The organism is Ktedonobacter sp. SOSP1-52 (genome assembly GCF_016587395.1).
This window is the reverse complement of sequence record NZ_BNJH01000005.1, coordinates 160,821-179,430: the sequence shown is the minus strand read 5'-3', so window position 1 is coordinate 179,430 and position 18,610 is coordinate 160,821. Positions and strand designations below refer to the sequence as shown.

The following is an 18,610-nucleotide window of genomic DNA, read 5'->3' as shown; positions in this document are numbered from 1 at the left end:
TATTACTCCCAGGTTGGGCCGTCTTCTGCCATAACTGGTGCGGAGAGTTCAAAGGCCTCGGCCAGCAGTTCGTAGGTTCTGGCCCGGTTCGCATATCCATACACCATAGCAGAGAGCATCAGTTCATCCGCACCCGTCTCACTCACCAGGCTCAGCAGTTTCTCACGTATCACCTCGGGACGACCAATCATCTGCCGCGAGCGATACTCACGCACCACTTCCTCCTCCATAGCGGTATAGCGATACGCCCGAACCTCCTCCGGACTGGGCAGGGGAGCAGGCCGCCCCGTACGCAAACGCACCCAGGCCAGGGCCATAGAGTCAGACAGTTCCTGTGCCTGCGCATCAGTCTCCGCGCATACGACGGTTGTAGTCAGAATAACTCTAGCTTCCTGCAAGCGTTCAGAGGGCGTAAATAGCTCGCGGTATATCTGGATTGCGGGCACAGCAAAAGCGGGATTGATGTGGTGCGCAAAGGCGAAGCCAACGCCAAGCGAGGCCGCGGCCTGCGCGCTATAGTCACTTGACCCAAGCAGCCAGATTGGTGGGAGGGGAACATCGGTGGGGACCGCCTTGACTGACTTAAAGGGATAGCCCGCTGGAAGCTCTTCGCCCTCGTCGGCATAGGCCAGTAGCTCAGCCAACTGTTCGGGAAAATCATCGGCTCCCAGCGCGGCCCGTGAGCGACGTAGCGCCAGCGCCGTTTTACCATCCGTGCCGGGCGCGCGCCCAATCCCTAGATCGATACGTCCAGGATGGAGTGCCTCCAGAATACGGAAATTCTCCGCCACCTTGAGGGGTGAGTGATTTGGTAGCATGACGCCACCAGAGCCAACACGAATATGCCTGGTAACCTGGGCCACGTGTCCAATCATGATCTCAGGGGATGAGCTGGCGAGCATGCTACTATTATGATGCTCGGCAAGCCAGTAGCGCGTATATCCCAACCGATCCGTCAGCTGGGCCAGTTTGAGGGTGTTCTGGAGTGCCTCGCGGCTATTTGAACCTGCCTCAACCGGCGAGAGGTCAAGCACAGAGAGGGGTAGTGCCATCTATGTTATATCCTTTTTCGCTTTTTCAGATACAATTTCTCTAAAGATACACAACAATGGCATGACCAGATTTATTCACTTCGATACTCAGGGATGAGCATTAGCGCATGCTATTTACCAGACGACCAAGCGCCTCGATCTCAACAATGACCTCGTCTCCGGGCTTGAGCCACTGTGGATCTTGCTTACCCATAAGCACTCCCTCGGGCGTGCCGGTGCTGATCACATCGCCAGGCTCCAGAGTAAGATACTGGCTTAAATAACTGATAATATAAGCCACGGGAAAGATCATGTCGGCGGTCGTAGAATCCTGGCACAGCTCTCCATTAAGCCAGCACCGAATACCCAGGCGCTGGGGATCACCGACTTCATCGGCTGTGACCAGATAGGGACCCACGGGTAGAAACTTATCAAGGGCTTTACCCAGCAGCCACTGGCTAGTGCGGAACTGAAGTTCGCGCGCACTCAGATCGTTGGCATTGCAGTAGCCCAGGACCGAAGAGAGGGCCTCTTCGACGCCGACAAAGCGCGTCTGCCGCCCAATGACCACGGCCAACTCCGCCTCGTAATCATACTGAACGGCATTCCCGGGTAAGGGAACCTCCTCACCGCTGGCGGCGAAGCTATTGGCATACTTGGGGAAGAGCACCGGACTCTCAGGGACCGCCATGCCCGATTCAGCCGCGTGGCGCCTGTAGTTAAGACCAACACAGATGATCTTGCCAGTGCGCGGCACACAGAGGCCATACTGGAGGGACTCTTCAGCCAGCAGCCACGTCCCCGGCTGCTCCTGAGCCTCTACTACCTTGAGCAGATGGCGCAAGGCCGCAAGGCCTCGCTCGCCTGTGGCAAATACCTCCTCAATGGTATCTGGCACAAATTCCGTCGAGTGCGCAAACAGCTGCTCGCGCGCGACCACGACATCCACAACGCCTCGTGTGGTCTGGATACCCAAACGTGGCCCGGCGGGCGATTGAAAAGTAAGCAAACGCATATAAAATATCCTCCTTATAGTCGCTTGTTCAAACCGTACCATGCGCCACAGCTTACTGTCAAATTCGGGCACCATTCTTCTTTACCCTTTGAGAGGTGGTATTGCAAGAGTATGTTCCAGGAGGTGCTGCAAATGGTGGACCAGAAAGTCTTGATCGCAGGCCATATTCAGCGTGGTCGCGCTCACGATAAAGGGAGGATATTGAGAGCAGTTTTTTGTGAGCAGCACAACCGGAATCCCTTGCTTAGGCAGTAATGAGTGGATATGGTCAATAAAGCTTGCACCATCTATGCCCTGTAGCTGCTCATCTACCAGTACGAGATGAGGTTGGACCGCCGCCAGAATTTTGAGGGCCTGGAGGACATTGATCGCAAAGATCACCTGGTAGGGAGTTGCCTCTTTAATGGCTTGCGACAGTCCAAAGCCAGAGTTAATATCGGATGCTACCAGGAGGACTCTTTTCTGGGATACCTGCCTCGACATAGTTCGCATCACTCTCCTCCTCTCATGATCTCTTGCATACATGGGCCCTCTCTGCGTCTTCTAGCAATTCAAGTCCAGTTCAAGCCCAAAGGCGCTGCTGCTGCCTAGGACGAAGACTCTGCCTCTTTGGCTTGATTGCGCTTGCTTCCAATTGGGAACGGACAGGCGGTGTAGGCTGGAGGCTGGGAATAACCTCTCGCCCCAATAACTGGATCGATTTGAGGGCATCTTCATACTCTATACCCGCAGCATGCACCTGGCACATGATCTCCTCAAACGAGAGCTGTTCCTGGCAGGCTTGTAGTTGTAGAGCCACCTGCTCTGGAGTACCAAGGATGACATTTAAGCGCTGCAAAATATCTTGATACTCCCTGGTATCTGTCCGTCCATCCCAGGTAATACCACAGTCATACTGTGCATAGCGCGCAATCGCCTTACGCGTCTGGAACTGAGCCTCCTCAAGCGTTTCAGCCACAAAGACAAAGCGCAATACCGAGACATGTCCCCGCTTGCCAGCAAGCGCCTGGCGATAGTCAGTAATCAATTGCCTATGCTGCTCGAACTGGCCGCCCCTGGGCACAAGCAAGCCATATCCTTGCTGGCCCGCAATCCTGGAGGTCGAACCACTGGCCGCGAGCCAGAGAAGTTGTGAGGCGGCGCGACGCGATTGAGGCTGCAAGCTGACATCGCGATACTGATAATGACGCCCTTGAAAGTCAATACGCCTTTCATCAAAAGCCTGGCGCAAGATCTCCGCGATCTCAAGCATACGCGAAGTTTTCTCTTCCAGAGCAACACCAAATTGGGCGAACTCTTCACTCTTCCTCGCGCTCCCTGAACCAATTCCCAGGCGGAGGCGACCCCCAGAAAGCTCATCTAAGAGCGCCACATCCTCGGCCAGGCGCAAGGGATTATACAAAGATGCCTCCACAACCGCTGTCCCCAGTTCAATATGTTGCGTTAAACCGCTAAGATGGGCCAGGTACAGTAGCGGCGAGGGCATACGCCCATAGGCAGCAAAATGGTGCTCCGCCAGCCAGATGGCATCAAAACCCGACATATCCGCGGCAATCGCCTGAGCCTCGACCTCCTGATAGAGTGTCGTTGTCATCTGCTCAGGGTGGACATCAAAATTGTAGAAGAGGGAGAAGCGCATCCTTACTCCTTTCGCTTAGCCGTTACACCAGCAGGCAGAAACGCGACGCAACACGTCCTCGCCTATCTAAATATGATATTGTTGATCAATAAAATCAACATAAATATCATAACTAGTAATAGACGCATTTGTCAAGCTGCGAAAAACTGGTTGGGAAAGGTGATCCCAAAAAGCTGGGAGGCGTATACAAGGATAGAAGAAAGAGCAAATAGTATAAAAAAGATGATGAAAGCACCCATCACGCGCCTCTGAGAATGTTGTAAGCCAGGCTGGCTACTCCTCCTGAAACATCTGCTTATGGGCAGCGCTCATGTGTTTATGACAAAAGGCGGTTATCTGCGCTAACTTGCCAATAACGACCACGCTATCTCCCCTGGTGATGAGCAGGTGCTGTGTAGGAGTGCTCAATATAGACCCGTAGCGCTTAAGCGCTACCAGCACCACCCCCTGGTGCAACAGCGTATTCTGAGCATCTCGCATCGTCTGACCAATAATCTTTGCCGTTGGCGCAAGCTCCACCTCCTCAACCACCAGGTCTCCAGTCTCAGCTTGCATGATCGCTTCAAAGAGCTCGACCATGGCTGGCTCAAAGACCAGGTTAGCCATATAGTGACCGCTGATCGTGTAGGGTGAGAGCACGCGATTCGCCCCTGCTAGCTTGAGCTTGACCTTGGTTTCATCGCGATTGGCGCGCGCTACAATGAATAACTCACGCTTGAGATGGCGCGCCGAGAGGGTGATCGAAATATTGTGCGCATCATTATCGGTCGCCACCAGCACGGTCCGCGCATGCTCAATGCCTGCCTCGCGCAAGATATCATCCCGCGTCGCATCGCCCTGCAGAGCCAGGTAGCCGCATTGCAGACAGGTCTGAATATTCTGCTCATTCTCATCGACCACGATAAAGACCTTCTGCTCCTCCGTGAAATCCTCGGCTATCTGCGAACCAACGCGCCCAAAGCCACAGATGATACAATGGTTGCGTAAGGCCCCGATTTTTCTATCCATGAGATGCCTCCTGACCGCCTGATTAAAATGTCCCTCGATGATAAACTCCATGCCCGCGCCAAAGGTATAGAGGAGCGAGCCGACGCCAAAGACGACAACAAATAAGGTAAAAATGCGACCGGCCTCGGTATCTGGATGTGAGCTACTACCTATCGTGGCCATCATATCCACAGTGGTATAGAGGGCATCGAAGAAGGAGAGCTGCTCAATCTCCATGTAGCCAACCGTGCCCACGATAAGCACGGTCAGCACCAGCACAATCGCGATTTGCAAGTGCCTAAAGGATGGCACCTGCGAAAAACCACGCGAGCTGTGTGTAGGCGCATGTAACGAGCGTTTACGGATCATTGAATAGCACCAATCACTCAATCAGGAATGACAAAGATTCGGCTTGTGTTCTATAATCTAGAGAATTGCAGAGAAATGGATAAAGGAACTTATGGGAGAATGAATCGACAATTCTATCATACACACACCGTTCGCTATGATGAATGTGATAACTATGGCTATCTCACTCCAGCGGCATTCTTACGCTATATGCAAGAGATCGCTTCTCTAGATGCTGAGGACATACAACTGGGGGGAGAGGGCTACTGGATCGTAAAGAGAACCGTTATTTCCTTCGCGGCTCCGATCAAGATACATACCAAACTTGATTTAAAGACCTTTGGCATGGGCTTCACACGCATTACTGCACAACGCGGCTACGCGGCCTACCTGGCGGGCGAGCCACACGATACGCCTGTAGTTAGTGCGCGCACGCTCTGGGTCTATGTGGACAAGCGTGGGCGTCCTACGCGTATGCCCGAAGGTACAGCCGAAATATGGCTACCGGATGGTCCGCAACCTCAGCAGCCAGAGGCGCCACTATCCCCTTTTCCCGAAAGCGAGCCACACCGCTCTGAGGCTACAGTACGCTTCTCCGATACTGATTTAATGCAGCACATGAACAACGCAGCCTATGTTGAGGCATTGGATAATGCTGCCTGGGAGGCCTATGCGCAGGCTGGCATTACGCCCGACAAGGCCATGCCCCAGATCCGCTCCTACGACATCGAGTATGCCGAAAGCATTCGTTTTGGCGAGCAATTCGCAATCCAGAGCTGGTTCGACCCCTGGCCTACGGCTGGAGAGGAGTTCAGCCGCCTGCAACGCATCACGCGTAATGGAACAATAGCGGTACGTGCGCACTCCCGCTGGCTCTGGCACACACAAGAACTCTAGAGCGACAAAATATACATAAACCTAATTTTTGCCATCTACCGCAAAGTAGTCATTACATTTATTTGCGGTAGATACCGGTCTGGGAGCCGTCTCGCGTGGTGGTGCCACCTATGGATTGAAAATCCGCTCTACCCCGCGTGCTCTTTCAGCCAGGCAATCAGGTCGGCATCCAGGCGGGAGCGGTCATGCTCAAACTGGCTATCATGGTGGTAGCCGGGATAGTCTTTCCAGGTCTTATCGTGACTGGCCAGGTGCTCATAGAGCTTCCGGTTGGTCCCAATAGAGACAGCGGCATCATCTTCGGCCTGTAAGACAAGCGCGGGAATTGTGACCTGCCTGGCCCGGGCGAGCGCCGCGAGACGCATCTGCAAGACCTGGACGAGCATGGCCGCCGTCTGGCGCTTCCCCCAGTAACTATCCGCCTCAAGCATTTGTATAGCCTCAGGATTAATCGTCATTGACTTCGCGCCATCACCAACTGTCCAGTAGCGCTGGGACCCCAGGAGACCTCCCATGAGGATTTGCAGCACAGTTAACGAGGGAACCTTTGCCGTGTCCTGAATCCAGGAGTTGAGCAGGATCACTCCGGCCAGATCCTCGCCGTGTCGAGCCGCGACATAAGTGGCAAAGAGGCCACCCATGCTATGTCCCAGGAGATATATAGCCGCCTCTGGGTGACGCTTGCGTATTTCGGCGAGCATAAATACAACATCATCTATATATGTGCGATAGCGATCAATATGACCAGCCATTCCACCCGAGCGGCCAAAACCGCGATGATCCATGGCATAGACCGTAATGCCCTGCTCAGCCAGGACATTGCCCAGGTCAATATACCATCCACTATGTCCGCCGAGTCCATGCAGGATCAAGAGCACGCGCGTGGCATGTTCATTGACCCAACCACGCACAAAATGCGGGCAACCGTCCGCCGTGAGCAGTGTCTCGGCAGTCGCACGCACGTCAGGGATCTCTCGCATGACGCCCCAATCACCCGGCGCCTCTGGCTGAAAAGACATATTCAGACCTCCTCAAAGCAGTACGAGCATCCCGGGCGCACGCTCCTGGTATTATATTTGACCAATCAAGCGAGCCAGGCGCTCTCGTTCATCTTTGGCATTTGCCACAACGATGGGCATAACTAGCAATTCATCCAGGCCGGATGCCAGTAGCTTCTTGAAGTGCTCCGCAATCGCGGCGTCATCCCCTGTGACCACCAGGTTCTCAAGCAGCGCGTCACTCAGCTCGCCCTCGGGTGAAACGGGGAAGCCCGCCTCGGCAAACATGCTGACGTAGAAAGGCAGATGCCCATAATGCCCCAATTGCTTGCGCGCCGCCACGTTCACCGCCTGCCGATCCTGGCTGAGGGCCACCGGAATATGCGCCACCAGGGGTGGGACCGGGCGTCCAGCCTTCGCAGCTCCGGCTCGTAGCGCTGGCAAGGCCTTCTCAAGCAGGTAGGGAACCGGACAAACCCAGGAGAGCGCGCCATCGGTCAACTCACCCGCCAGGCGAAAAGCCCCTTCGCGCAAGGCAGATATCAGAATCGGCGTCTGCGGCACGCGTGGAAGTGTGCCTTTGACCGTAAAGAAGCGCCCCTGATGCTCAACTTTACCATCCCAGAGCGCCGCACGCAAGATAGTCACATACTCACGCAGGTGCTCCTGCGGGCTATGCATAGGGATACCATAGCCACCCTCAATAATCGGACGATGGCTTGGACCCACACCCAGGCGCAAACGCTCTGGAGCGATGTCACTTAAGGCCAGGGCTTGCTGCGCCAAAGCCAGGGGATGACGTGGATACGTGGGTACAATAGACGTTCCCATGCGAATACTCTGCGTCTGCACCGCAGCGGCTGCGAAGATGGTTAGCGTATCGGGAGACAGTCCCCCTTGCGTCATCCATACCTGGCGCACTCCAGCCTTTTCAGCCGCCACAATCGCGGCAATAGCCTCAGACGAGGTGGCGCCAAATATCGCCAGCCCTACGCGCTCACGGGTGGTTTTCTCTTGTGCTGACATCTCATGTATTTCCTTTCAAGCCTTGTAATCGAGAGTGAATGTGTTGTAATACTGGTAACAATCATACCAATACCCTTATTCTACTAGATTGGATGGTATACCTTGGCCTTTAGCTTTCTTCACCACCTGGAATGTCCGCGCTGTCACGCAAGCTATGATCCAGATACTCAGGCGCATCTCTGTACCTGTGGCTCACCCTTGCTCGTACGCTATGACCTGGAGGCTGCAAGCAAGCAGCTCGAAAAGCAAGAGTTACAGAGGCGTGAGCCCTCGCTCTGGCGCTATCACGAGCTGCTGCCAGTGCGCTCGCCAGAGAATGTCGTCACCCTGGGCGAAGGCATGACGCCACTTATTCCCCTCAAGCGCCTGGGGGCGCAGCTGGAGATGCCTAATCTCTATGTAAAAGATGAGGGCGTGATTCCTACGGGCAGCTTTAAGGCGCGCGGCGCCGCCGTGGGCGTGTCACGTGCCAAAGAGCTGGGCGTTAAAACCCTGGCCATGCCGACCAATGGCAATGCCGGAGGCGCCTGGGCGACCTATGCCGCGAGAGCGGGCATCGAGGCCGTGATCGTCATGCCCGAGGGAGCACCAACCATTACGCGCAACGAATGCGCCATCAATGGCGCGAGGCTCTTCCTGGTCAATGGCCTGATCAATGACGCGGGAGCCATCGTCGGGCGTGGCGTCAAGGCCCATGGCTGGTACGAGGCCTCGACCCTCAAGGAACCATACCGCATCGAGGGCAAGAAGACGATGGGCTATGAACTCGCGGAACAGTTCGCCTGGGATGTCCCCGATGTCATTCTCTACCCCACCGGTGGCGGCGTAGGCATCATCGGTATTTACAAGGCTCTGCGCGAGCTACAGCAGATGGGCTGGATTGGTGAACGCCTGCCACGGCTGGTCGCGGTCCAGGCCGCCGGCTGCGCCCCCATTGTCCAGGCCTGGCAGGAGGGCAAGCCTGACTCTCAGCTCTGGCCCAACTCGCGCACCATTGCCTTTGGCATCAACGTCCCCAAGGCCCTGGGCGATTTTCTCGTACTCGAAGCGGTCCGCAACACCGATGGTTGCGCCATCGCCATCAGCGATGAAGAGTTACTCCAGGCTCAATCCAGGCTGGCCGCCACGGAGGGTCTCTTCGTCTGCCCCGAGGGTGCTGCCACCCTCGCCGCTGCGGAACAACTACGCGCCAGTGGCTGGATCAAAGCAGACGAGCGTGTAGTTCTGCTCAACACGGGCACCGGCCTCAAATATCCCGATACGGTCCAGGTAGAGGTCCCACTACTCCAGCCGCAGGATGAACTGCCAGTGGCTTAAGAATAAAGTGCAGCAAAAAGGGTGTGGGTGGAAAACTGAGCTTCGCTCAGTTTTCCACCCACACCCTTTTTGCTGCACTTTAACAATTGACAAGCAAGAATCCTATACGGTATAGTTAATAAGGATATTATTAGTATCTTGATAAACTAAGTCAACATATTTGCGGGTAGCGGCATAAGAGCATGAGCGCAAAGGGGCGACTTGCAGGCTTCCATAGAGGGAACGGAGTGTTGATTTGGTCATAACGATGACAGGCTATCCTGATAGGCATATAGGTAAACGGAGTTCCTGCATGAAGCTATTGCTCAGTTGTATTTCCACGCAACACTCGACGCTCAAACAACACTGGACCCAGACACGCGAGGAGACCTCCTGCCCGCTGACCGTCCTTGGAAGCAAACAGAAGCCTGGGGGTGATCTCGGCGGCCTGGTCTGCCTTATCGATGACCTGGGGGCCACACAGAAGGTGCTCAACCTGAGCATGGCGGCGGGACTGGCACCATTCGAGAAGGATGTCCTGGTCACCACCTTTGATAGCATCCACCGGGTTGATACGCAACTGCAAACCCTTCAGAACGACTTTATTAGCTCTCCACTCTTTAATGCCCTGCACTCTGTCTCACGCACCCGTCGCGGCTATCTCGTCGCCAGCACAGGCATTGATCTCCTGGTCGAGTTCAGCCCTACGGGCGAGGTACTCTGGACCTGGTGGGCCACCGACCATGGCTTTAGCCACACTCCCACAGGCGAGCTCCGTGAGCTTGATAAAGAGGCCGATCACCGCATCATCAAATATGGCACGCTCCAGCAGACCACCCATGTGAACTCCGTGGCTGAGCTACCCGATGGACGCATCCTGGCGACCCTCTTCCACCAGGGTACGGTTATCGCCATTGATCGCGAAAGCGGGAAGTGGGAGACCATCCTTGAAGGACTGGACCATCCCCACTCAGTACGCATCCTGGATGAGGAGCATTTTACCGTCGCCGACACCGTCCACGGCAGAGCCTTGCTCGTACGCCTCAATTCCTCCGGTCACGGCACCACGATTGAGGAAGAGGTGGATGCGGGCACAAGCTGGCTCCAGGATTGCAGCTATAATGCGCAGCATAACGCCTGGGTGCTTGTCGATGGCAAGCATACGCGCATCCTCCTGAAACGTGGGCGCAAGCATGGCGAGGTCGCGCAGCAGAACATTGCTCAATTCGACCTCAATCCCGAGTGGCGTCTCTACGAAGCCTACGCCTTCTAGGCACAAGTGACGCGTATTTTTATTCAACACAATGCACATTTTTCCGAGTTGTTGGTGTGGTGGATGCTGGCAGCCGCAGGCTGCCAGCATCCACCACACCAACAACTCAGGCGAGCGCCGCAGGCGCGAGAAGTAAGGAAGAGAGTCAAGCATGGCAAATACAGGATTTACGATCTGGTTTACAGGCCTCTCCGGGGCCGGGAAAAGCACCCTCTCCGATGCCCTTGAGAAGCGCCTGCGACAGCATGGACGCAATGTTGAGATTCTTGATGGCGACATCGTACGTACCCACCTGAGCAAGGGCCTGGGTTTTAGCCGCGAGGACCGCGATACCAATATCAAACGCATCGCCTTCGTCTGTGGCCTGCTCACACGCAATGGCGTAGTGTGCATCTCCGCCGCCATCTCGCCTTATCGCGAGGCTCGCGAGTGGGCGCGTCAGGAGATCGGCAACTTTGCCGAAATCTACGTGAAATGCCCCATCGAGGTCTGTCGCGACCGCGATGTCAAGGGTCTCTACAAACTGGTGGACGAGGGCAAGATCAAGAACTTTACCGGCGTGGATGATCCCTATGAGGAGCCAGAGCATCCTGAATTGATCATCGAGACCAATGCCGAGACTATCGAGGAGAGCGTGCAGCGCATCCTGCACAAACTCGTGGAGCTAGAGTACCTGGATGCCAGCTATCTCGAAACACCAATTTCAACCCTGTAGAAGCCAAGCTGGCTTGGCCTTAGTCCGAGCAAGCTCTGACCCTACGACATCGCACCCATAGAATTCTTATTTACAGTAAAGGCAGGATAGATACTCATGACAGACGGCTTGATTGCTCCTCATGGCGGCACATTGATCATCAACCTTGCCAGCCAGGCCGAACAACAAGAGCTTCGTGAACGTGCCCAGGCGCTTCCTCACATCGTCATCGGCTCGCGGCAGCTCGCGGACCTGGAACAACTGGCAAATGGTGCCTATAGCCCCTTGAAGGGTTTTCTCAACCGCGCGGATTATGAGAGCGTCGTAAACACGATGCACCTCAGCAATGGTCTCCCCTGGTCTGTACCCGTGACCCTGGCAGTCTCAAGTGAGCAGGCTGAAAAGCTCCGGGAGGGTTCCGAGGTCGCGCTCGTGAATCAGGCAGGCGAATTACAGGCTGTACTGACGCTGGAAGAGAAGTATACCTATGATAAGCGGCATGAGGCACGCCAGGTCTACCGCACCGAGGAAGAGGCCCATCCAGGCGTCAAGGTTGTGTATCAGCAGGAAGATGTCCTGCTTGGTGGCCCCGTACGCATCGTGTCCTTGCAGCAGCAGAACTTCGCACAGTATCGCTACACACCCACGCAATCGCGCCAGCTCTTCGCCGAGCGCGGCTGGAAACGCGTTGTAGGCTTCCAGACTCGCAATCCAGTGCATCGCGCGCATGAGTATATCCAGAAGTGCGCCCTGGAAACCGTGGATGGCCTCTATCTGCATCCCCTTGTTGGTGATACTAAGAGCGATGATATTCCCGCCGCTGTACGTATGCGCTGCTACGAGGTGCTGCTGGAGAACTACTATCCGGCGAATCGTGTCCTTCTGGGCGTGCTCCCGGCCTCGATGCGCTATGCCGGCCCACGCGAGGCTATCTTCCACGCCTTAATGCGTAAGAATTATGGCTGCTCACACTTTATCGTGGGCCGCGATCATGCGGGCGTCGGCAACTACTACGGCACCTATGACGCGCAGAAGATTTTTGCCGAATTTGATCCCGCCCTGCTCGGCATTACACCCATTTTCTTTGAAAATGCCTTCTTCTGTCGCGAGTGCCAGTCCATGGCCTCACAGAAGACCTGTCCGCATGGCGCGGAACAGCATGTGGCCTTGAGCGGAACAAAGGTACGCCAGTTGCTGCGTGAGGGGACGCTCCCACCACGCGAGTTCTCGCGTCCAGAGGTCGCCCGCATTCTTATCGAGGCCATGCGCGAACCCGTGGCATAAAGACGCGCCATATATTTGCTCTGTGACAAATACAACGGCGTATGCGAAGCAAGCTTTCACCTAAACGAGTTCTCTTTACTCTATTAAGATCTTATTCCGAAACCCAACGTCACTTACGTGACTAGCGCTTCGCGCTCAGAGTTTTCGGATAAGAAGTAACTTTTTTCGAGGAGTAATCAAAGGAATGAAACAGAAGCTCCCACACAGTTGGAGTATCCTGGCCCTGTTTGCTTTGCTCGCCGTTGCTCTGCTTGGATGTGCTGGGCAGGACGCGAATGCCAGCAGCAATGGCAAGGTCACGGTCCACCTGGGGTATTTCCCTAATATCACCCACGCGGTCGCAGTCGTCGGCGTACAGCAAGGGGCATTCGCCAAAGCCCTTGGATCAAATGTTACCCTGCAAACCACGACCTTTAACGCGGGACCCGCGCTCATTGAGGCCCTCTTCGCCAAGAGCATCGATATCGGCTATGTCGGTCCCAACCCGGCCATCAATGGTTATATCAAGAGCCAGGGTTCAGCGCTACGCATCATTGCCGGGGCCGCCAGCGGTGGCGCCTCTTTCGTGGTACAACCAAATATCAAGACGCCCGCTGACCTGGCTAATAAGAAGCTGGCTACGCCTCAGCTCGGCAATACTCAGGACGTTGCGCTGCGCAACTACCTCCAGAATCATGGTCTGCAAAGCACCGATAAGGGTGGCAATGTCCAGGTTATCCCAACCGATAACGCCAATATTCTCTCTCTGTTCAAACAGGGCAAAATCGATGGCGCCTGGGTGCCTGAGCCTTATGCCACCCGCCTGGTGGTTGAGGGCAAGGGCAAGGTTCTTGTCGATGAGCGCACCCTCTGGCCCGAGGGACAGTTTGTGACGACCAATGTTGTCGTACGCAAAGCCTTCTATGATCAGCATCCCGACCTGGTCAAGAAGTTCCTGGAGGCCCATGTCGATACCGTTGGCTATATTCAGAGCCATCCCGATGACGCCAAGAAGATCATCAACGGCGAGCTCAAGCGCCTCTCAGGCAAAGCACTCCCACAAAATGAACTCGATCAGGCCTTTGCCAACCTGAGCATCACCTATGATCCACTGCCCAGTGCCCTGTACAAGGCCGCTGACCAGGCCTTCGCGCTCGGCTTCCTGGGCAAGAGCAAGCCCGATCTGAAGAACCTGTATCAGCTCAGCGATCTCAACGCGGTCCTCTCTGCCAAAGGGAAACCGGCCATCTCTACCCCATAATTTCGGGTAGTAGGTGTGATGGATGCTGGCAGCCGCAGGCTGCCAGCATCCATCACACCTACTACCCCCGGCGAGCGCCGCAGGCGCGAGCCGTTATGCCAAAGGTGTGTGCAAGCTATAGCAGGAGGAAGAGAGATGATGCTTCGGCGCTCGCCAGTTATTGAGTTACCGTCCCAGCTCCAGAGTGTATCTGTAGAGCCTAATGGGATCCCTTTGAAAATAGAGCAGGTTAGCAAAACCTACGCTGGGCGAACACAGGCCGTCGAGGCATTGCGCCCGGTCAACCTGGAGATTGAGGCGGGCGAGTTTGTCTGCTTTGTTGGTCCTAGTGGCTGCGGTAAATCGACCCTGCTCAGCATTATCGCGGGCCTGGAGAGCGCCAGTAATGGTACGGTCTGGGCTAGCAATAAGCCTGTGCAGGGACCGGGTACCGATCGCGTGCTGCTCTTTCAGGAGGCGGCGCTCTTCCCCTGGCTCGATGTACGCGGCAACGTCGAGTTCGGTCTGCGCCAGGCTGGTCTTCCCGCGAAGAAACGGGCCTTGCTCACACAGAAGTTCATCGACATGGTTCACCTGACCGGATTCGAGAAGAGCTACATTCATCATCTCTCGGGTGGCATGCGCCAGCGTGTGGCTATCGCACGCGCCCTGGCCATCAATCCGGCTGTACTCCTGATGGACGAACCCTTTGGCGCCCTGGATGCCCTGACGCGCGACCGCATGTATGCTGAACTCGAAAGCATCTGGTCGGCAACACAAAAAACGATTGTCTTTGTCACCCATAATGTGCATGAAGCGGTGGCCCTGGGCGACCGCGTAGTTGTCTTCTCACCCCGGCCCGGCACGATTGTGCGTGACTTCCGCATTGATCTCCCCCGGCCCCGCTCGCTGGAAGATCATCGCCTGGTAGACCAGGCCGCCGAGATCCTGGCGGTTCTGAAGGATGCTATGGGAGAACAAGAGGTGGTACACAATGGCTAAGGCGACCGCTCAACTTTCGACACCGCAAACAGCGACACGCCCAGCATACGCAGCAATTGGTCCCTGGCTGCGCCGCCTCGTGTTCTACGCACTTTTACTCCTGGCCTGGCACATCATTGCTATCCTAAACATCTGGCCCTCCTATGCCCTACCGGGTCCACTGGCTGTGTTCGCCTCCCTGGTGGATGGCATCAGTAGTGGCCAGTATATCCAGGGTGCGCTGGTAAGTGTGCAAAGATTGGCGATTGGATACGCGATCTCGCTCGTACTAGGGGTAGCGCTAGGCGCGCTCATCGGGCGCTTCCGCCTTCTGGAGGAGACCGTGGGTTCGTTGATCCTAGGCCTGCAAGCCCTGCCCAGTGTGTGCTGGCTCCCGCTGGCCATACTCTGGTTTGGCCTCACGGAACAGGCGATCACCTTTGTCGTCGTGATGGGCGCCCTCTTCTCGATTACACTTGGCGTCGTCAATGGCATCAAGAATACGCCCCCGCTGTATGTCAGGGCGGCGCGCACGCTCGGCACGCGCGGTATGCGTCTGGCCACGCAGGTCATTCTTCCGGCCGCGCTACCCTCTATTATAGAGGGGCTGAAACAGGGCTGGACCTTCGCCTGGCGCTCACTGATGGCTGCTGAACTGATCTACGTCTCGCTGAGCCTGGGCAACCTGCTCAACAACGGGCGCGATCTCTCTGACGCCTCTCAGGTCATGGCCGTAATGCTCATTATTATCGCCATCGGCGTGGCAATTGATACGCTAATCTTCGCCAATATCGAACGCGGGATACGCGAACGCCGTGGACTCCAGGGTTAAATACAGCTTTTTATAAGCATGAGAAAGGCATTACACCTCTATGCGCGTGGTTTTGACGATTGCTCGCTCCATTCGCGACGTATACATCCTCATCGGCGTATTCGCCACGTTTCTGATCGCGCTGGCCTTGCACTTCGCAGCGACCTGGAGTACAAACGTGGCGCAAACCTGGATCGCGCAACCTGGACATTTGATCGCAGTCCTCATCTTCATCGATGGCCTCTTTGTCTGCTGGCAATTTACCGAGAGCATCGCCCAGGACCGCCGCGATACCCGAGGCTGGCATCGCTGGGCTACGATTGTCCTGGTCACAGGCGTGCTGCTGGCGGTGATCGGCGTCGCGCTAGCTCTCTATGCCACACCAATCACCTGGAACACACTACTCTTTCTCATGGCCGCTTCGCGCCTGCTCTTCATCCTCATTCCCTTTCTCCTGCTGGCCGCCCAGCAGACTCTAGAGGGACGCCTATCAGCAAATAAGCACACAATCTAATGTATAAAGCCTGAGGAGCGCCTGAAGCCAAAGAGCAGGGAAGCGAGCGCAAATGACGCAGCAGTAATCGCCTGGCTTGGATGTGGGGACTATAGTGAATAGAGAGCAGTCAACTTACTACCTATCTGGAAATGTGTGTGATGAAGGCCTTCTTCCACATTTGCTATATACTTGGCGCACTCCTCAGCGCTCTCTTGCTGACAGGTTCCATTACTTCTCCCGCTTCACAGGCGTTAGCTCAGACGATACGCAGAGGGGCTGGCCTGACACCTGCTGAGCAGAACTCAGTCACGATTCTTGTCCTGGATATGTCCGGCTCGATGAGCGCGAGCGATCCCGCTGGCCTGCGCTGCTCGGCGGCCAATGCCTTTATCGATCTAAGTGGACCCGGCAACTATATCGGCGTTGTGGCCCTCGATGGCAATGGCACGACCGGCGGACCACATAATTTTCCCCTGGCTCAAAGCTGGGCCAACCCCGGCGAGATGGCAACGCCCTTGCAGCATCAGGCGCTGCAAAAGACCATCACTGAGCAATCGCATCACTGCCAGCCCGATAGCACTACACCGACCTATGATGCGCTACACAGAGCGCTTCAGATGCTTCAGCAGGCTACTCAGGACCAGCCGCGCCCAGGCTCGGTCGTGCTCTTAACCGATGGCAATCCCGATCCAGGCACGAATGACCAGGTGAATGCCATTCAGAGCGAGCTTCTCCCACAGTTTAAGCAGCACAATTGGAGCATCGATACCATCGCGCTGGGCAATAACGCGCCTATCCAGGCCGGAACGCCCTACCACTCATTCCACGAGTTTCTCAGCGGCCTCGCCAATGCGACCTCGGGCAAGTTCTATGACGATGCCAACGGGGTTATCCAGGGCCAGCCCTCGCCCCTGAATATCGCGCCTTTCTTTGTGGATATCTTCGCCCGCCATAATCACCGGACGGTCGGCGATGATATCGGGCTAACCCAACCCAATGGCAGCGTCAGCCGCGCCTTCAATGTGACCAGCTATACCGATAACCTGGACGTAGTCGTCATTAAGGATCAGCCAGGTACTACAGTCGTGCTCCAGGATCCGCAGGGACATAACATCAGCGCACAACCGGGCGTCTTTGTCTCTAACGCTGACCCCTACTATGTCATCTACTCAATTGACCGCCCCCAGCAGGGAGACTGGAACCTGGCCGTGACTGGCTCGGGACGCTTCCTGATGAAAAGCTTAAAGGCCTCGTCGCTGGCACTCTCAGCCCTCGATATCTCACAGGCCAACCTGCAAAGCGGCGCACAATCAGCACTGGCCCTGGGCCAGCCCATCACGGTCAGCACTCACCTGACCTATCATGGCGAAGCAATCACCGATAATACCGTCTCGCTCACTGGTCATGTTGCCTATAATGGTGCTGGGGGCCAGTATAGTCAGGACTTCGCGCTCGATAGCAAGGCAACGCCTGGGACATATACGGGCACCATCTTTGTGCCTGAGAACGCCCCCTCAGGCTCCTACGATATCACGGTCAATAGCTATAGCGTCAGCCTCGCGCACACGCTCAGCAGTCAGTTGCGCTCGCTGCGCCTCGAACATTTTCCCGAGCCCAACCTGCTCTCCCCAGCGACGCAGCAACCGACCGATCAGGAGATTACAGTCCAAGTGGTTGAGTGGGACACGGCCCTACGCCTACTCTATGGTCTGCCATTCTCGCCCATAGCGTGGCTGAGCCAGTGGCCCCTCCAGGGAATTCCAGCTCAGCCCGCCGCCTCGATCGAGGGACAGACATTGCTACGCCAGCAAGCATATACTCACGCCCAGGTGCGGGCCGAGGCGATCCCGCCCAACGCGAAAGATCCAGTTCCCGTGCAGGTACAAAACCGCCAGGGTGGACGCTTTGCGCTAGCTCTGCCCAATGCACAAAGCGGACCTTACCGCCTGCTCTTCCATACGCGCGGGAGCTTCGCCGATAGCCATGGCGACTTCGGAACGATTCAGCGTGAGCTGCGCGTTGCCCTGGTCGCCCCCACCTGGCTTCAAACGCTGCGGGCCTGGTTGATTACCCTGCTCTATGGCTTGCTCTTGCTGCTCCTGGTGCTGCTCGTGCGCTATGCGCTCCTGCCTCATCCCTTCGGCGAGGTGCTGGTCAGCCAGGAGGGCGAGGCTGTAGGCAACATCCGCCTGCAACGTGCGCGTCGCGGACCTCTCCAGGCACTGCTACATCCCCAGCTCCTGCGCTCCCGTCAGGCTGGTCTCCCACCCGGCCTCCGCCTCCGCTTCAAACACGGTGGTGGTATCGAGGTGGCAAGGGATGCCTCTGCTGGCACCTCCTGGCACAAGAGCGATAGTGAGCCAGTCCAGCCAGCCTTCCAGGAGCTACACGAGCTACACTATCGCCCACCCGAAGAAGATCCAGGCGAGGCGATGGCTACCTATCATATCCAAGCCCGTCACACTCCCGACACAGAGGAAATTGATAAGCTATACGAAGAATCAGGTCGGCCCGACACCTCCTCTTCCAGGTCCAACCGGCACCAGAAGAGGCGCAAAGCCGCGCACATAGACAACTCTGAAGATGACATCTTTTAGAATCTGCGACTAGAAAGA

Annotated in this window: 17 protein-coding genes; 10 read left to right on the top strand and 7 right to left on the bottom strand. The window is 56.1% G+C overall.

Annotated elements, in window-relative coordinates; genetic code table 11:
* Nucleotides 1–2 precede the first annotated feature (2 nt).
* From JMJ16_RS41490 to JMJ16_RS41470, 5 genes are all read right to left on the bottom strand, one after another.
* Entirely contained in the window at nt 3–1,052 is a 1,050-nt protein-coding gene (locus JMJ16_RS41490; protein ID WP_201391106.1) for an LLM class flavin-dependent oxidoreductase, read from the bottom strand.
* 100 nt (nt 1,053–1,152) lie between these two features.
* Nucleotides 1,153–2,046 carry a fumarylacetoacetate hydrolase family protein gene (locus JMJ16_RS41485; RefSeq protein ID WP_201391104.1) on the bottom strand — a complete coding sequence of 298 codons (894 nt, stop codon included), beginning with the start codon at nt 2,044–2,046 and terminating at the stop codon, nt 1,153–1,155.
* Between the two features lie 81 nt (nt 2,047–2,127).
* Entirely contained in the window at nt 2,128–2,538 is a 411-nt protein-coding gene (locus JMJ16_RS41480) for a hypothetical protein (RefSeq protein ID WP_201391102.1), read from the bottom strand.
* Between the two features lie 70 nt (nt 2,539–2,608).
* Nucleotides 2,609–3,685 carry an LLM class flavin-dependent oxidoreductase gene (locus JMJ16_RS41475; protein ID WP_201391100.1) on the bottom strand — a complete coding sequence of 359 codons (1,077 nt, stop codon included), beginning with the start codon at nt 3,683–3,685 and terminating at the stop codon, nt 2,609–2,611.
* 273 nt (nt 3,686–3,958) lie between these two features.
* Nucleotides 3,959–5,041: a TrkA family potassium uptake protein gene (locus JMJ16_RS41470; protein ID WP_201391098.1), complete on the bottom strand. Its 1,083-nt coding sequence runs from the start codon at nt 5,039–5,041 to the stop codon at nt 3,959–3,961.
* Between the two features lie 99 nt (nt 5,042–5,140).
* Here JMJ16_RS41470 and JMJ16_RS41465 point away from each other — a divergent pair, with 99 nt between their 5' ends.
* A complete protein-coding gene (locus JMJ16_RS41465) occupies nt 5,141–5,917 on the top strand; it encodes an acyl-[acyl-carrier-protein] thioesterase (RefSeq protein WP_201391096.1) in 777 nt (258 codons plus the stop codon).
* A gap of 128 nt (nt 5,918–6,045) precedes the next feature.
* On the opposite strand, the gene JMJ16_RS41460 is transcribed toward JMJ16_RS41465, so the two are convergent.
* Nucleotides 6,046–6,936, bottom strand: coding sequence for an alpha/beta hydrolase (locus JMJ16_RS41460; RefSeq protein WP_201391094.1), 891 nt, complete (start codon nt 6,934–6,936; stop codon nt 6,046–6,048).
* Nucleotides 6,937–6,987: 51 nt separating this feature from the next.
* Complete coding sequence (locus JMJ16_RS41455) at nt 6,988–7,941, bottom strand: LLM class flavin-dependent oxidoreductase (RefSeq protein ID WP_201391092.1); 954 nt, start codon at nt 7,939–7,941, stop codon at nt 6,988–6,990.
* A gap of 102 nt (nt 7,942–8,043) precedes the next feature.
* Between JMJ16_RS41455 and JMJ16_RS41450 the strand changes: the two genes are divergently transcribed.
* The 9 genes from JMJ16_RS41450 to JMJ16_RS41410 all read left to right on the top strand — a co-directional run bounded on the left by JMJ16_RS41450 (nt 8,044) and on the right by JMJ16_RS41410 (nt 18,592).
* On the top strand, nt 8,044–9,258 hold the full coding sequence (locus JMJ16_RS41450) for a threonine synthase (RefSeq protein WP_201391090.1): 1,215 nt from the start codon (nt 8,044–8,046) through the stop codon (nt 9,256–9,258).
* 292 nt (nt 9,259–9,550) lie between these two features.
* On the top strand, nt 9,551–10,510 hold the full coding sequence (locus tag JMJ16_RS41445) for a hypothetical protein (protein WP_201391088.1): 960 nt from the start codon (nt 9,551–9,553) through the stop codon (nt 10,508–10,510).
* A gap of 151 nt (nt 10,511–10,661) precedes the next feature.
* Nucleotides 10,662–11,225 (top strand): adenylyl-sulfate kinase, encoded by a 564-nt coding sequence (gene cysC, locus JMJ16_RS41440; RefSeq protein ID WP_236601921.1) that lies wholly within the window; start codon nt 10,662–10,664, stop codon nt 11,223–11,225.
* A gap of 96 nt (nt 11,226–11,321) precedes the next feature.
* Entirely contained in the window at nt 11,322–12,488 is a 1,167-nt protein-coding gene (gene sat / locus JMJ16_RS41435) for a sulfate adenylyltransferase (RefSeq protein WP_201391086.1), read from the top strand.
* A 184-nt stretch (nt 12,489–12,672) separates the two neighbouring features.
* On the top strand, nt 12,673–13,728 hold the full coding sequence (locus JMJ16_RS41430; RefSeq protein WP_201391084.1) for an ABC transporter substrate-binding protein: 1,056 nt from the start codon (nt 12,673–12,675) through the stop codon (nt 13,726–13,728).
* Nucleotides 13,729–13,863: 135 nt separating this feature from the next.
* Complete coding sequence (locus tag JMJ16_RS41425) at nt 13,864–14,709, top strand: ABC transporter ATP-binding protein (protein ID WP_236601920.1); 846 nt, start codon at nt 13,864–13,866, stop codon at nt 14,707–14,709.
* On the top strand, nt 14,702–15,520 hold the full coding sequence (locus JMJ16_RS41420) for an ABC transporter permease (RefSeq protein WP_201391082.1): 819 nt from the start codon (nt 14,702–14,704) through the stop codon (nt 15,518–15,520). The genes JMJ16_RS41425 and JMJ16_RS41420 overlap by 8 nt, the downstream gene beginning before the upstream one ends.
* Nucleotides 15,521–15,560: 40 nt before the next feature.
* Nucleotides 15,561–16,013: a hypothetical protein gene (locus JMJ16_RS41415; RefSeq protein ID WP_201391080.1), complete on the top strand. Its 453-nt coding sequence runs from the start codon at nt 15,561–15,563 to the stop codon at nt 16,011–16,013.
* Nucleotides 16,014–16,153: 140 nt separating this feature from the next.
* Entirely contained in the window at nt 16,154–18,592 is a 2,439-nt protein-coding gene (locus JMJ16_RS41410; protein ID WP_236601988.1) for a VWA domain-containing protein, read from the top strand.
* Nucleotides 18,593–18,610: the final 18 nt, after the last annotated feature.